14 protein-coding genes and 1 pseudogene are annotated in these 14,982 nt (G+C 35.4%); 12 read left to right on the plus strand and 3 right to left on the minus strand.

Annotation, left to right across the window (positions count from 1 at the left end; all coding sequences use genetic code 11):
• Positions 1–621 precede the first annotated feature (621 nt).
• From HNQ85_RS04055 to HNQ85_RS04075, 5 genes are all read left to right on the plus strand, one after another.
• Positions 622–1,164, plus strand: coding sequence for a DUF7010 family protein (locus HNQ85_RS04055; RefSeq protein WP_181536411.1), 543 nt, complete (start codon positions 622–624; stop codon positions 1,162–1,164).
• Between the two features lie 288 nt (positions 1,165–1,452).
• Positions 1,453–1,797 (plus strand): ArsR/SmtB family transcription factor, encoded by a 345-nt coding sequence (locus HNQ85_RS04060; RefSeq protein ID WP_181536413.1) that lies wholly within the window; start codon positions 1,453–1,455, stop codon positions 1,795–1,797.
• A gap of 15 nt (positions 1,798–1,812) precedes the next feature.
• On the plus strand, positions 1,813–3,108 hold the full coding sequence (locus tag HNQ85_RS04065) for an arsenic transporter (RefSeq protein WP_181536415.1): 1,296 nt from the start codon (positions 1,813–1,815) through the stop codon (positions 3,106–3,108).
• 18 nt (positions 3,109–3,126) lie between these two features.
• Positions 3,127–3,546 carry an arsenate reductase (thioredoxin) gene (gene arsC / locus HNQ85_RS04070; RefSeq protein ID WP_181536417.1) on the plus strand — a complete coding sequence of 140 codons (420 nt, stop codon included), beginning with the start codon at positions 3,127–3,129 and terminating at the stop codon, positions 3,544–3,546.
• 310 nt (positions 3,547–3,856) lie between these two features.
• Positions 3,857–4,417, plus strand: coding sequence for a GNAT family N-acetyltransferase (locus HNQ85_RS04075; protein ID WP_181536419.1), 561 nt, complete (start codon positions 3,857–3,859; stop codon positions 4,415–4,417).
• Positions 4,418–4,693: 276 nt separating this feature from the next.
• Here HNQ85_RS04075 and HNQ85_RS04080 read toward each other — a convergent pair whose 3' ends face one another.
• Positions 4,694–5,329 (minus strand): FMN-dependent NADH-azoreductase, encoded by a 636-nt coding sequence (locus HNQ85_RS04080; RefSeq protein WP_181536421.1) that lies wholly within the window; start codon positions 5,327–5,329, stop codon positions 4,694–4,696.
• A gap of 502 nt (positions 5,330–5,831) precedes the next feature.
• Between HNQ85_RS04080 and HNQ85_RS04085 the strand changes: the two genes are divergently transcribed.
• Positions 5,832–5,981: a hypothetical protein gene (locus HNQ85_RS04085; RefSeq protein ID WP_181536423.1), complete on the plus strand. Its 150-nt coding sequence runs from the start codon at positions 5,832–5,834 to the stop codon at positions 5,979–5,981.
• Between the two features lie 107 nt (positions 5,982–6,088).
• Here HNQ85_RS04085 and HNQ85_RS04090 read toward each other — a convergent pair whose 3' ends face one another.
• Entirely contained in the window at positions 6,089–6,430 is a 342-nt protein-coding gene (locus HNQ85_RS04090) for a winged helix-turn-helix transcriptional regulator (RefSeq protein WP_181536425.1), read from the minus strand.
• 373 nt (positions 6,431–6,803) lie between these two features.
• On the opposite strand from HNQ85_RS04090, the gene HNQ85_RS04095 reads away from it, so the two are divergent.
• The 6 genes and pseudogenes from HNQ85_RS04095 to HNQ85_RS04115 all read left to right on the plus strand — a co-directional run bounded on the left by HNQ85_RS04095 (position 6,804) and on the right by HNQ85_RS04115 (position 13,327).
• Positions 6,804–7,439 (plus strand): nitroreductase family protein, encoded by a 636-nt coding sequence (locus tag HNQ85_RS04095; protein ID WP_409994112.1) that lies wholly within the window; start codon positions 6,804–6,806, stop codon positions 7,437–7,439.
• Between the two features lie 713 nt (positions 7,440–8,152).
• Positions 8,153–9,303: pseudogene (locus HNQ85_RS04100) on the plus strand (MFS transporter).
• A 537-nt stretch (positions 9,304–9,840) separates the two neighbouring features.
• Entirely contained in the window at positions 9,841–9,963 is a 123-nt protein-coding gene (locus tag HNQ85_RS18000) for a homocysteine S-methyltransferase family protein (protein WP_409994116.1), read from the plus strand.
• Positions 9,964–9,980: 17 nt separating this feature from the next.
• Complete coding sequence (locus HNQ85_RS04105) at positions 9,981–10,955, plus strand: spermine/spermidine synthase domain-containing protein (RefSeq protein WP_246326766.1); 975 nt, start codon at positions 9,981–9,983, stop codon at positions 10,953–10,955.
• A gap of 457 nt (positions 10,956–11,412) precedes the next feature.
• Positions 11,413–11,847, plus strand: a complete 435-nt coding sequence (locus tag HNQ85_RS04110) for a DMT family transporter (RefSeq protein WP_181536430.1) — start codon at positions 11,413–11,415, stop codon at positions 11,845–11,847.
• 505 nt (positions 11,848–12,352) lie between these two features.
• Positions 12,353–13,327, plus strand: coding sequence for a S8 family peptidase (locus HNQ85_RS04115; protein ID WP_181536432.1), 975 nt, complete (start codon positions 12,353–12,355; stop codon positions 13,325–13,327).
• Between the two features lie 224 nt (positions 13,328–13,551).
• On the opposite strand, the gene HNQ85_RS04120 is transcribed toward HNQ85_RS04115, so the two are convergent.
• Entirely contained in the window at positions 13,552–14,970 is a 1,419-nt protein-coding gene (locus HNQ85_RS04120; protein ID WP_181536433.1) for an amino acid permease, read from the minus strand.
• Between the last annotated feature and the right edge of the window lie 12 nt (positions 14,971–14,982).

The raw sequence follows: 14,982 nt of genomic DNA on the forward strand, positions 1-14,982 counted from the left end.
TGGACTCGTAAAATGGATGCGAAACCTATATAAAAAACCATCTCGATATGCATTGTTAAGAGGAAATCATAACGTTGAATCTTGTCCATTTTCAAGTTAAAATTTTTTAACATAGACTAAAAAACTACTGTATTAGATTAAGGGGTTCACTTGCGGGAGAGAAAACACGAAATAACACAACTATTAGCAGACCAATTCGCATAGGAATTGGTCTTTTTATTTTTATTGATATATCAGCATTTTTATTGTTTTGATATGTAAAATCGTAACTAAATTAGCATACAAATTAGCAGTATGACAATCACGTTTGTCAATGAAAAAATGATATGCTAAAATGATTGCTAATTTATATGTTAAATGGTGGTTATTTTAGTGTGCGATATTATTTACTTCAGATAAATCATCTTGTTGTCAAAATAGAATGATTTTTTTGAATGTTATATGGGGTTTTATGTAAATATTTTTGTGTATACGTTATTCAGCTAATGAGTGGGTTAGTTTACAACAAATATTGGGAATTTGTGTTAAAATCACTCTAAAGGGAGGGATTATGAAAAAACAAAAGATAGCCAGAAAGTAAGAATGAAGTGGTTATCATTAGAGAAAAAGGGGATGAACGGTTTGAATTTACTGGAATTTAAAAATGAATTATCTGTAAGAAGCAAAAACGGTATATCATTTTTACTAGCTGCTACAATTATTTGGACAATTATAACAGTCATATTCTTACAACCATTTGGAATCAAGGAGAAAAATGTCTTTATGTTATACTCAACAGGTCTTATGTTTCCATTAGCAATAATTATCTCAAAGGTGATTAAAGCAGATTGGAAAGCCAATGATAATCCGTTAAGTAAATTAGGTTTATACTTAAATTTAACACAGATTATGTATTTTCCCATAATATTTTGGGCATTTGTAAAAAGTCCCACTAACATGGTTCTATTTTTCGCAGTTATAACAGGAGCTCATTTTTTTCCATATGGTTGGCTTTATAATACAAAAGTCTATTTTATAATAGCACCCATTATATCGATAATAATTTTGGTAATCGGATGGGCAATAACTATTGAGAATTTATGGTTTATTCCTTTTACTATGGTAATTTTTCTTTTGGTCTTAAATTTATTACTTTATATAGATTACAAGAAAAAGTGTAAGTAATTACCTTAAAAACCTTTAATTATATTTAATCTTTGTCCAACTAAAAGGGGCGTTAGTTCAATAAGTAACAATAAATGAATACGAAAAACACTCGGCACTAAAATCCGAGTGTTTTTCTTTGTGATTTATATTGCTATTTTTGTTTCAAATATTGTGCTAATTACTTAGTTATTTCATGTGTATTTTAAGATTTTTCCTCCCTGAAGTGAACCCGTTAGTATTAGATTCATTTTTTATTTTTTATATAATTATATTATTATATAATAATTAGTAGATAGGAGGGGGATAATGAAGCAAGTTGTTGTGGGTGTGGAAGAAGTAGCGACAGTCTTAAAGTTATTGGGCGACAAAACAAGACTAACGATCATGGCACTATTAGATAACAACGATTGTTGTGTGTGTGAGTTGGTTGAAATTTTTCAAATGAGTCAACCTGCCATTAGTCAACATCTTCGGAAATTAAAAGATGTAGGTTTAGTGAAAGAAACGAGAAAAGCCCAATGGATTTTTTATTCTATGAACAAGGAACATGAAATGTATTCATTAATCAAAGATATTTTAGCTCATATTCCGGACCAGCAAGAAAAATTAAAGGAGCTTGAAAAAAAAGGAACAAAAATCTCGTGTGAGTAACGGAGAGGTGATAGTTTGCTTTCGGTCATACTGGCAGCATTGATTTTCCTCGTGACTTTAGTGTTTGTCATTTGGCAGCCAAAAAACTTATCCATTGGTTGGTCTGCATGTGGAGGGGCACTTCTTGCTTTATTAGTAGGTGTAGTTGATTTTAAAGATGTTCTCGATGTGACAGGCATCGTCTGGAATGCGACCCTTGCTTTTATTGCGATCATTATTATTTCATTAATTTTAGATGAAATTGGCTTTTTCGAATGGGCAGCATTACATATGGCGAAAGTGGCGAATGGGAACGGAGTGAAGATGTTTATCTTTGTTTCCGTTCTAGGAGCCTTAGTATCCGCATTTTTTGCTAATGACGGGGCAGCTCTAATTCTGACACCGATTGTTCTTGCGATGGTGCGAGCCTTAAAGTTTGATGAAAAGAAAGTGTTACCTTTTATCTTGGCGAGTGGTTTTATTGCTGATACGACTTCGTTGCCGTTAGTGGTTAGTAACTTAGTGAATATTGTATCCTCCGATTATTTTGACATTGGGTTTGTTGAGTATGCATCACGTATGATTATTCCTAACTTTTTCTCATTAGGAGCTAGCATTTTAGTATTATATCTGTATTTTAAAAAAGATATACCGAAACAATATGATTTATCGCATTTAAAGAAACCAAATGAAGCGATTAAAGACCATAAATTGTTTAAGCTTTCTTGGGTTGTACTAAGCATTTTATTGATTGGTTATTTTGTCAGTGAATTTACAAAGGTTCCTGTGTCTCTCATTGCAGGAGTTGTAGCGCTGTCTTTCTTATTCATCGGAAGAAGAAGCTCGGCTGTTCACGTCAAACAAGTATTAAAAGGCGCACCGTGGGCGATAGTGTTTTTCTCTATCGGTATGTATGTGGTTGTCTATGGTTTAAGAAATGTAGGATTGACTAATGTATTAGCCGATGTGATTCAAGCAGCTGCCAATCAAGGATTATTCATTGGAACGATTTCCATGGGCTTCATTGCGGCGGTTCTTTCATCGATTATGAATAACATGCCAACGGTGATGATTGATGCTTTAGCGATTGCTGATACAAACACAACTGGTATCATTCGTGAAGGATTGATTTACGCTAATGTGATTGGTTCCGATTTAGGACCTAAGATTACCCCAATCGGTTCTTTAGCAACTCTCCTTTGGTTACATGTATTATCAACAAAAGGAGTCAAGATTACATGGGGAACCTACTTTAAAAATGGGATTATTTTAACCATTCCAACCTTATTCACTACACTTGTTGGACTTTATATATGGTTACTCATTATCTAAGAAAAGGAGTAGATACACATGAAAAAGAAAATCATTTACTTCTTATGCACTGGAAACTCTTGCCGCAGTCAAATGGCAGAAGGATGGGCCAAAAAATATCTTGGCGATGAGTGGGAAGTTTATAGCGCTGGTATTGAAGCACACGGATTAAATCCAAACGCAGTAAAAGCTATGAAAGAAGTAGGGATTGACATTTCCAACCAAACATCCGATGTCATTGATCGTGAAATTTTAAACAAAGCTGATTTGGTAGTAACATTATGTGGTCATGCGGCAGACCATTGCCCGGTGACACCACCACATGTGAAACGCGTACACTGGGGATTCGATGATCCTGCAAAAGCAGAAGGAACAGAAGAAGAAAAATGGGCTGTATTTCAGCGTGTTCGCGATGAGATTGGTGAACGAATTAAACGTTTTGCGGAAACGGGTGAATAAAAATTATCAATCCTTTGGTTACTTTTTAGTTAATGTATATCATTTCCGAAAGGGTAGTCTTTTAAGTTCACTTATGCACTCATTCTGCGTTTGGCAACACGTTCTTAACAAGACATCGAAATTATAAAAATCTAGGAACAACATTTTGAATGAATTACTTAGATAATGTCTCTGCATACACTTTGACTAACTGAAGCATTACTTCCACAAGCAGGAAGTAATGCTTTTTTATTGAAGTAAAGGAGCAATTAAAAGGAATTTTTTTATAAAGAGAGAATCATTGATTAATAGATTTTAGGGAGGGAAAATTATGTTATTTCCGACACTTGAAACAGAACGGTTGTATCTAGTAGAAATAAGTCAACAATATAGTCAAAAATATTATGAAATTATGTCATTAGATGAGGTAACAAGATACTATGGTATGGAAAATCTTAAAAATGTAGAAGAGGCAGTGAAGATGATTGATTCATTTAAAAATACTTTCTTAAGTAAACGTGGCATTCGTTGGGGGATGATCCTAAAAGGAAATCAAGAATTTATTGGAACATTAGGATTAAATAATTTGAATCTTGCGAATAAAAGGACAGAAATTGGTTATGAAATACATCCTGATTATTGGAGAAAAGGTTTTACTTCTGAAGCTGTTAAAGAAGTGTTACGTTATTGTTTTGAAAACTTAGACTTGTATCGAATCGGAGCTGTAACATATCCAGATAACATTGCTTCATCTTCTTTATTAAAGAAATTAGGTTTTAAAGAAGAAGGGAGATTACGCGGTTATTTTTATCAAAAAAATCAAATTCATGATGCTTTCATTTTTTCACTGTTAAAAACAGAATGGTTAGCATTATATGGGAACGACAAATAATTTTTTGAATCTGTATCTAGCTGATTAGATAAAGGAAAACGGATGGAAAAACAAAAAGAGGCTGGCCCAACGTAAAGCCCTCACAACACAGGACAACACATTGGATCAATGAACAATATATTGTAAAATGCAAGTGAGGTTATTCGCTTATGGGTCAGCCCATTTTACATGACAATAAACGATTGTATTGATTGTCAGGTCAGCCTTTTGCAATCGGGATTTAAATATCTGTTTTGTATACCCCTTCCAAAAATATTTAGTCAGACGGACAAAGCATTAAAAGTTTTTAGCTACTTCTTGGGCTTGTTTTATTGCTTTTTCTTTAATACCTTCAGCTTCGTTAGGGAATTGCGCCATACCTTCCACGATAATCGATTGAACATCTGTAATTCCGATAAAACCGAGCACAGCTTTCAAATAACGGTCTCCAAACTCCATTTCTTTCATTGGAGCCTCTGAATAAATTCCCCCGCGTGCTTGAATATGTACCGCTTTTTTACCCGTTAATAAGCCCACAGGTCCATTTTCTGTATATTTAAATGTTTTACCTGCAATACAAATCGTATCAATATAAGCTTTCATTTTTGGTGGAAAGCTGAAATTCCACATTGGAGTAACAAATACGTATTTATCAGCCTCGATAAACTGATCAGTTAATTGGCTGATTCGACTTACTTTGGCTTTTTCATCTGCGCTTAACTGGTCAAACGCATGTCCTTGTTGAAGTTTACCCCAACCATTAAATACATCCGTATCGATGTATGGAATGTCTGTTTGGTAAAGGTCTAATTCCACTATTTCATCTTGTGGATTTTGTTGTTTGTAAGCATTTAAAAATGCTCTGCCGACAGATAAACTGAAAGATTGGTCTTCTGGTTTTGGATTTGCAGTAATATACAGTAATTTTGCCATTTTTATTCTCCTTTTCTTGTTGAATATAGAAGTCATGGATTATATTTCTCCAAAAAGCTAATATCATTCCATAAGCAGTTAAGAATAGTACGGAAGGGGTATTCAACACAATACTATAATAAAACCACTTACTTACTTTTGTAAAGTAATATGACTTTTTTAAACCTATATGAAAGGACATTATTTGTTTTATTGCTAATTTTCGACGTCGCATGATGACGTGTGAGCATTTGGTACTTTAATGAAATTCAGGAGAACAATGATTGAAGTTGGGTCTGCAACCTAAAACAAGAATAAAAAAGGCTGCTGTGTTACTAATAACAGAGCAGCTTTTTAGTATCCATACTATTTACATACCAACTACGAGAATTTGGATTGAGATTAGAAATTTTTAATTAGGTAGGAGGAAAATTACAAAATTATAGGGGATATTGTGTATGATAGAATCATTTTTTGTATTTATCACAAAAAATATATGTACTAGAAAGGAGGGGAAGGGACGATGTTTGATTATAGAGAAGACATTCCGCTTGATGGCATTACTAACTATCAAGAAATCGTAACAAACAGTGAACAAACGAATCAGAAAGAAACGATACCTTATCCGTTTGAATACGGTAAGGATATTCCATTGAATGATTTTACGGAATGAACTTTTCCCACAGAGGGATGGAGACTTCTCGGAAAAATGTTAAATGATTAAGTAAAACCTGGCATTTAACACGCTAGGTTTTACTTAATATAATTTGTGTGAATTTTCTAATCTTTATTTATCTCAACAGGAAAATCATCCTCGCTAAAACTATGCTCTGCCCATTGATGAATAGCAGAGATAATCGGTTCCATTTGTTTTCCTCTTTCTGTTAATTCATATACAACCCGAACCGGAACTTCAGGATATACTTGCCGTTTCACAATTCCCCATTTTTCTAGTTCCTTTAATCTTTCCGAAAGTAACTTTCCGCTAATCGGTAAGCATGATTCCAACTGTCCAAATCGTTGAGGGCCATTAAGAAGCACATAAATAATAAGTCCCATCCAGCGTTTTCCTAATAATTGCATCGCCGCTTCAATTTTGGGGCATAATTCCATTTTTCCCATAAACGTCACCTCTTCATTATATTATATAACAAAAGAGTTGACGTTCAACATGTTACAATGATAAAGTAATTTTAATAATTATACTTAATTACTAAAAGTAACTAAATATTCAAAAATATGCATTGTTAGTTAAATTCGTAGTAAAATGGACAAAGACCTCTCTTTTTAGATTTTCTTATGGCAGACGCTGTATGAAATGTTGGAGAAGATTTTTATATTGCTCGAGAAATTATTATAGGTTCAAGATGATTTTCTCTCGAATGCTTAAAACTTGACTCCTGTGGAATTCTAATTTTAATATGATAAAGCAAAATAAACTTACTAAAAGATACTTTATTACTATTAGTAATAGATTAACATCGGAGGAATGCACATGACAACGAATGTAACAAACACAAAAGATGTTTTTACTGTCATTAACGAGCGAAGTTCAGTTCGTAAGTATAATCCATCTATTGAAATTTCGGAGAATGAATTAAAGGAAATTATTGAGGCAGCCGGCAAAGCTCCGTCTGCTTGGAATTTGCAACATTGGCACTTTGTTGTAATCAAAGGAGATAAAGCACAAAATCGTCTATTGCCAATTGCTTACAATCAAAAACAAATTGTTGAAGCATCTGCGGTGATTGCTGTATTAGGTGATCTTGAAGCAAATAAAAACACAGATGCTGTGTATAATCCTTTAGTAGAAGCGGGTTATATGACAGCTGAAGTTAAAGAAACGCTTGCCGGACAAATTGCTGGAGCTTATGAGAATCGTCAATATGCACGTGACGCTGCATTTAGTAATGCTTCATTAGCGGCAATGCAATTGATGCTTGCGGCGAAAGCAAAAGGATGGGATACTTGCGCAATCGGCGGCTTTAATGCCGAACAATTCGTCAATGAATTTAACATTCCAAAGCGCTACATTCCAGTGATGCTTATTACGATTGGAAAGGCTGCAGCACCTGCTCACAAATCCAATCGTCTTCCGATTGACGCCATTACAACATGGATCGAAAATTAATCAAGAAGCCAAACACTTGATGTGTTTGGCTTCTTTGTTTCATGGCTATAGAATGTATGGAAGTATGAAAGAGAAGCAACAGTATATCTTAATTATTAGCTATGTGGTGGTATTATTCGATTGTTCAATTATGACAGTAAACTAAATTTAGAAATTTGCACAGCAGCGATACTTGGAAAGCAGTATCGCTTTTTTTCGTTTAGTTGACATAGTTTTTTTCTGTAATTTTAAACAGAATTTACACTTTGATTTTATTGTACAAATTTTAGTAATCATGCTAATATTTATAAAAATTATAGAGGTAGGTTTGATTATGAATTCATTGGAATCCTAAAAGACTGATCTGTTCCTGATTTTTCAACGTTTGTGTTAGTGGATATGGACCCGACACAATTTTTATCAAACGGGAAATTCAGTCGATACAGAGGCGTATGTGATGGCACCAAGAGAGCTAGATTTTATCGCATTAGAATATATTTTCGACTCATGAGGAAGAACAATCTTGGAAGGAAAATACGTACCTAAGAGTATCTTAAGAAAGAGAATTTCTTGAGAATGTAGCGGAAAATTTATGAGTTACAAGGTAGCGAACTTCAATGATGAGGTGAAAATGATTGATAAATCCTATACGTCGGAAACATCCGTCTTTACTTTTAATCAGTGTCGGAATTTCTAATCTAGGTGACTGGATTTACTTTATTGCTCTTAATCTGATGGTATTAAATATGACAAATTCCCCAACGGCAGTCGCTGGTCTCTATATTCTTAAACCAATTGCGGATATATTAACAACGTTTTGGGCTGGGAGCGTTATCGATCGTTTGAATAAACGGCGTATTATGATCATTCTTGATTTACTCAGAGCTTTACTAGTTGGAATGATTCCATTCGTTCAATCCATCTGGTCGATTTATGCTTTCGTTCTAATGATTCATATGGCAAGTTCTTTTTTAGTCCAACTTCCACTACTTATATGACGCAGCTCATCCCGCCAAACCATCGCAAACGATTTAATTCGTTACATCATTTAATGACATCTGGTGCATTCTTATTAGGTCCAGGTATAGCTGGCTTATTGTTTATTGTAGGAAGCCCTATCATTGCCATCTATATGAATGCTTTATCGTTTTTGATTTCCGCCATTATTCTATTTTTTCTGCCGAATCTCGAGACAACGCAAATGAATGCAGATGATCATTCGTTGTCATTTAAGATTTTATTAGCAGACTGGAAGGAAGTGTTAAAATACACTCGGCAAGCAAAATATATGATGTGCGTTTATTTTTTATTTAACAGTTGTATAGTACTAGCAACAGCAATCGATTCACAAGAAGTTGTTTTTACACGCCAAGTGTTACACCTCTCTGAGTCTAGTTATGGTGTGCTTGTTAGTATAGCTGGAGCGGGGGTGGTTGTAGGTTCTTTAATGAACTCGATTATTGTCAAATGGTTACAAACACGTTTTCTAATCGGTGTTGGTACTACTTTCATTGCAATCGGTTATCTTATCTATGCCTTCTTTACAACGTTTTTTATGGCAGCGGTCGGTTTCTTTTTATTAGCATTCTTTCTGTCTTTTGCGAATACCGGCTTCTTGACATTTTATCAAAACAATATCCCAGTGGATATGATGGGGAGAGTCAGTAGTGTGTTCGGAATGTTCTTAGCGATTTTACAGATTGCAGCCACATTGGCAATCGGTTTTACAGGTGATTTATTATCTGTAAGAATGGTGGTTGTATTCGGTTCTGTAGCCATGTTCATCCTTGCTTTCATATTATTTTGGATGACTTTACTACCATCAAAAGGAAAGTATTATAGAGATATTCAAGAGCAGCCGTTTAACGTAATGAATTCTGGATAGTTTTATGGCATGAACAAACCCTCGGATTTAATAGAATTCGGGGGCTTTTTGATTGCTGATAAGATGATTGATGTAAAATAAAAAGGAATATACAATGCATCATTTGAACTGTATTTCGCTTTCAACAATAAATAACATTTAATGTTAAATGAATAGATAAAGAAAATTACATTTATGTACGAAAAGGTTGCTTAAAGACAAATTCTATTCAAGAAAAACCCTTTGATATTCAAAGGGTTTTTTCCTTTTTATAAATCAAAAAGAAGCATTTTACTGTTTTATCGATTATTAGGGGCAAGAACAATTATTTGAAAACGCGGAAAGTATCTTGGAGTAAGAGACTATCCATTTGGATGGTTAGAACATAGAATGAATAAAATTACCAATCTAGGTGAAGGAAGGGAGCCTGTTTTGGAAAGAGTATTGAGCAACAGATATAAAAATTTTCATCCTCGATGGGGCCGTGGAAACGATGATCCAGCAATCGAACTTATTAATAGCGGCGGTTTAAAAAGTTGTAATGGATAGCATGACTTCATAAAGCAAATTCATGAGAAATATCTAAAAGCGGGTGCTGACATTATAGCCAACATGTTTCGGGCAACGAGTAACGTTTTGACGGAATATGGGTTACAAAAACGCACTGAAAAGACTGATTGAAACAAGGAGTGATGAGTATGAATCAACTGATTTGGATGGCCGTTGGTGCCGGGATCGTTCTCTTTGTTGAAGTATTATACTGGCTTTATTGGCGGTATTTGGGTACCGGGTCTATCAGGGATTATATCAACGAGGATCAGGAGCCGAAAGGAAAATATCGGATCATACGAAAATTTAAGACTCCCACCCAACGGATTGCTCTCGTCGATTATAATGGAGAAATGTGGATTTATAGCAATGGCGACGTCATGTTTAGTACAACGGTTGGCGAGAATGTGTATGCTGATATGATTGTACACATTCCGATGGCAGCTGCACGCAAGCGAAAAAATGTTCTGATCATCGGTGGTGGTGGTGGAATAACAACCCGCGAGGCACTTCGTTATCTCGATGTGGAGAAGATTACCACTGTCGACATCGATGACGTCATGATTGATTTTGGTAAAAATCTGGACGCTTTGGTCAAATTTAATAAAGGCTCCTTGAATCATCCTAAAGTTCAGACCGTTATTGAAGACGGTAGAAGATTTGTGGAAAACCATTCAGCAAAGTGGGATGTCATTATCATCGACATTCCCGAGCCAACTGACCAATGTCCCCAGCTTTCCCGTCTCTTCAGCCGGGAGTTTTATAGTCTCTTAAAAGAAAGGTTGGAACCGGAGGGGGCAATCACCATAGCCTGTTCTACTGTCTCGTGGATGCCCAGGTACTTCTGGAGTATCCAAGCGACTCTTAAAAAAGCGGGGTTCCATGTACTACCATACCATAATTTCGTTCTGGAAGACGGGGAGGACTGGGGATTTTGCCTAGCCACAAAATTCCCAGTGAAACCAGACGACTTGCATATGTTGGTTCCGACACGTTATCTGACTCGTGAACGATTGAAGGACATGTTTCACATGCCGTTTTATCTTGCAAATGGTCAGAATAAAGGGGAAATCCAAACAGACAACAACACGGTGTTGCTTGATATTGTGAATGAATCTTTTTGAGATTAAGCAGCAGACTACTAAACATGCTAAAACATACTAAACCCTTCCATTCGATGGAGGGTTTCATTTTACATAAACCACTGAGAAGACTCCCAAAAATCAAGGTTTATATTTTAGAGTTTATATAAAATAAAACTATGTTCTAAATAATCAATAAAATATTTAAGGGAATTCAACAAGAGAACAATCGACTTTACTAGGGATGAATCAATGAAACGGACATAGTTGATACGGAGGTTGTTCGATGATTCTAGTCCGTATTTATTCGGTTTAAAATTCTTTGAGATATTAGAAAAATATTGAAACGAACAATTCGAAGAGCTAATAAATAGATGAAGCAAATCACCTGAAATACTTAAAGGGAATCTATTTCACTTAAGAATCTTTTGGAAGGAGAATTCTACTATTTGGCAAAATACTATATATAAATGTAAAATTTAGGAATGTAGGTGCGGAGATGAAGTGGTTATGGATGATCTTGACTGTAATAGCAGGGATGGCAACGTCTGTTCAAGCTGGAGTAAATGGTGGTCTTGGAAAAAGAATTGGTGTCATGGAAGGTGCATTCGTATCGTTTCTGATTGGAGCGATGGCGTTATTTCTATTTCAATTGTTTTTCGGAAAAGGTAACTTACTTCAAATGTTTTCCGTTCCAAAGTGGCAATTACTTGGCGGCTTACTAGGTGCTTTTTACGTTTTCATCATGGTACTTGTTGTACCAAAAATTGGGGTTGCAACGGCTATAATAGCTATTATCGTCGGACAATTAGTGATGAGTTCTATTATCGATCACTTTGGCTTGCTTGGTGGAACGCAAATCCCGTTTGATATCAAGAGAATGATAGGAATTGTTTTATTATTTAGTGCTTTATTTTTATTTTATAAAAAATAATGTTTCTCTACTAACGGGTGGATGTAAATATTTTTAGTGAAGAATTTTTATTCAGTTAACTGCCGATACTTAAATGAGGTGTCGCCTTTTTAATTTGATTACGGACAGATAAGTGATATGTTCAAGTGCTGATGATCATGATAAGATTAGTTCAATTTATATGGTAGGTGTAAGATATATAGGTGAAAAGAAATATCTCATCATGTCTAAACAAAAGACTGCAGTACGGTCAAGGAATGGGGAAAAAGGTTGCGAAACCACTAGCAGATGACGAATTTACAGTAGCCCTAAGTGATATCAATGAAGTTCACAGACTTCTAGTAAAACCCGTTAATTGATATATAACTTTTGGCTTATAAATCAAATCATCAAAAAGTAGACTAAAGAATCTATTTTGTGGGACATGTTTATGATATAGTTTATTTACAGAAAGTTCAGATTTTTTATTCAGTTGTCGGTGGAGTTGTACCTGTTTTAGCCATTTCATTTTTTAGGAGGGATTAGTATGGAAAGTACTGTTCGTTTGATTCCGTTTAAGATTGAAGAAAGGCTTGAGAATGTAAAGGAAATCCCTGAAGGCGTCAATATGGTACAAGCACCTGAGATTTGGAAAGAAGGTATAAAAGGTAAAGACATTGTGATTGCTGTCATTGATACTGGATGTGATAGAAACCATCCTGATTTAAAAGATAGAATTATTGGCGGTAGAAACTTCACCACAGATGATAACGGTGATGTTGATAATTATTCAGATTATAACGGTCACGGAACACATGTGGCTGGAACGATCGCCGCAACAGAAAATGATCAAGGTGTAGTTGGTGTTGCCCCTGAAGCAAAACTATTAATTTTAAAAGTATTGGCAAATGATCCAAACAATCCGGGATCAGCAACTGGTAAGTACGAATGGATTGTAAATGCGATTAACTACGCTGTAGATCAAAAAGTGGATATTATTTCTATGTCGTTAGGTGGTCCTTCTGATGTTCCGGAATTACATCAAGCCATTAAAAGAGCTGTTGAAAACAATATTTTAGTTGTATGTGCAGCAGGAAATGAAGGAGACGGGAACGAAAGTACGGAAGAATTTTCTTATCCAGCAGCCTACAATGAAGTTATTTCAGTTGGATCTGTCAGCCTCGATGGTCAAATATCTCGATTTACAAATTCTAATAAGGAAATTGATGTTGTTGCACCAGGGGAAAAAATTCTTTCCACCATTCCAGGCGGAAAATTTGCTATTTTTAGTGGTACATCGATGGCAACTCCTCATGTTTCGGGAGCTTTGGCTTTAATCAAGCAATTATCTGAAAAAGAATTTGAACGAAAGCTTACAGAACCTGAGCTCTACGCTCAATTAATTAGACGTACAATGCTGCTAGGCTTTCCGAAAGCATTGGAAGGAAACGGGCTCGTTTACTTAACGGCACCGAATCTTCTAAATAAACATCATAAAAAACCACAAGTCTCAAGCATATAAAACAGAATGGAAAGTTTTTTATTTTGAATGAACTGCGATATCCATATAAGAAAGAGTGCTACTGTGGGTAACGAGTAAGATGAAAGTAATTAGAAAAAGGAATTAATGTAAAAATGGATGGTTTACTTGTTAGATTGTCGTTTCTGATTTTTAGACTATGTTGTTCGATGATGGAATGGTATACAAAATGGGACCAAAAATCTTTGGTCCCTTTTCACATGGATTTATGCGTTTTTTGATTCCACCTGTTCATTATTGAAGGGCTTCTTCATGATAAAAGGATATAATACTAGCCCTAGAACAAATAATCCAACTCCTAATAAGAATGTCTTTAAATCTGCTGTTCCTGTCTTAATTACCCAAACGGAGTAAATAAGAGCTAAAATGGTAATAACTCCGTCATAGACTCGCACACCCTTAGTAGCTTGATAGGTTTCTCCTGTGATAATCAACTTGAGTTGATATAAAACTGAAACAAGATATGGAACTAAATAGGCGAGTGTTGCTACGACAATAGCAAAATTATAAGCTTGGCTTACCGTTCCAGATACTGTTGAAAATAAAAAGAGCTGGGTCATGAAATTCGTAATAAACAAGGAACGAACAGGACTACCCTTTTTATTGGTTTTAGCAAAGAAGGCCGGGAATAATCCTTCTTTTGCTGCTTGATAAGGAACCTCAGAACTAACAACAATCCATCCAATGGTAGATCCAAACAATGAGATGAGAGCTAGAATAGCCATAATATATGCGCCATTGTTACCAACGACTGCACGTAGAGCATCAACAAGTGGCTTTTGTGATTGCTGTAATTCTTCTTGAGGAATCGCTCCCATTGTCAGTAACGTAATACCGATATAAATGAATACAGAGATGACTAATCCAAGTAGGGTAGCTTTTTTTACATCTTTTTGTGACTTTGCACGATTAGAAAGCATAACAGCTGATTCAATTCCAATAAATGCCCACAGCATCGTAATGGCTGCCCCATTTATTTGACTTGTAAGAGATAAAGACTGTCCTTCTTGATTTACAAATTGAAATCCATCTCCTAAATTAGAAGCATCAAAAATCCAAACGGTTAAGATAATATAGAGTAGGAAGCCTACTACTTTTGTTCCTGTTGCTAGAATATTAATGTTACCAGCATTATTGAAATCTCGAGAAAGAATCCATTGAATTCCCCATAAAACAACGGAACATACAGTAAATGTGAGAGCCTTTCCTACTTCTAGTTGAAAATTCCCTATTGTCAGCAATACTTGTTTACTTTGCATAATTGGAAAAAAGGTAGTTAGATAGCCTGCAAAGGAAATAATGACAGAAGCAGTTGCCGCCCAGTTCGCGGCCCAATACCCCCACGCCATGCTGTATCCTGCTACATTACCTGCTTTCGGTGAAGAAAACATCGCTTGTGCATAGCTTTGCGGTCCTGCTTTTAACTCGGGTTTCCTTGTGGCTAAATTTCCGAACACAAGAGCAATCATCCATACACCCAATCCCGTTGCCATCCAAGCAAGAGTTGATCCCATTGGACTTGCTACTTGAGCTAAGCTAGTTGGAAGCATGAATATGCCTCCACCAATCATATTTCCAATTACAAATGCGGTTAAAATCCATACACCCCATTTTTTTGTTTCCATATGATTTCCTCC

The organism is [Anoxybacillus] calidus (assembly GCF_013760845.1).
GTDB classification, from domain to species: Bacteria; Bacillota; Bacilli; order Bacillales; family Anoxybacillaceae; genus Paranoxybacillus; species Paranoxybacillus calidus.

Excerpts from the sequence above, each read along its gene's own strand:
- HNQ85_RS04060 (WP_181536413.1), top strand. The coding sequence starts at position 1,453 with ATGAAGCAAGTTGTTGTGGGTGTGGAAGAAGTAGCGACAGTCTTAAAG.
- arsC (WP_181536417.1), top strand. The coding sequence starts at position 3,127 with ATGAAAAAGAAAATCATTTACTTCTTATGCACTGGAAACTCTTGCCGC.
- HNQ85_RS04075 (WP_181536419.1), top strand. The coding sequence starts at position 3,857 with ATGTTATTTCCGACACTTGAAACAGAACGGTTGTATCTAGTAGAAATA.
- HNQ85_RS04080 (WP_181536421.1), bottom strand. The coding sequence starts at position 5,329 with ATGGCAAAATTACTGTATATTACTGCAAATCCAAAACCAGAAGACCAA.
- HNQ85_RS04085 (WP_181536423.1), top strand. The coding sequence starts at position 5,832 with ATGTTTGATTATAGAGAAGACATTCCGCTTGATGGCATTACTAACTAT.
- HNQ85_RS04090 (WP_181536425.1), bottom strand. The coding sequence starts at position 6,430 with ATGGGAAAAATGGAATTATGCCCCAAAATTGAAGCGGCGATGCAATTA.
- HNQ85_RS04095 (WP_409994112.1), top strand. The coding sequence starts at position 6,804 with ATGACAACGAATGTAACAAACACAAAAGATGTTTTTACTGTCATTAAC.
- HNQ85_RS04105 (WP_246326766.1), top strand. The coding sequence starts at position 9,981 with ATGAATCAACTGATTTGGATGGCCGTTGGTGCCGGGATCGTTCTCTTT.
- HNQ85_RS04110 (WP_181536430.1), top strand. The coding sequence starts at position 11,413 with ATGAAGTGGTTATGGATGATCTTGACTGTAATAGCAGGGATGGCAACG.
- HNQ85_RS04115 (WP_181536432.1), top strand. The coding sequence starts at position 12,353 with ATGGAAAGTACTGTTCGTTTGATTCCGTTTAAGATTGAAGAAAGGCTT.
- HNQ85_RS04120 (WP_181536433.1), bottom strand. The coding sequence starts at position 14,970 with ATGGAAACAAAAAAATGGGGTGTATGGATTTTAACCGCATTTGTAATT.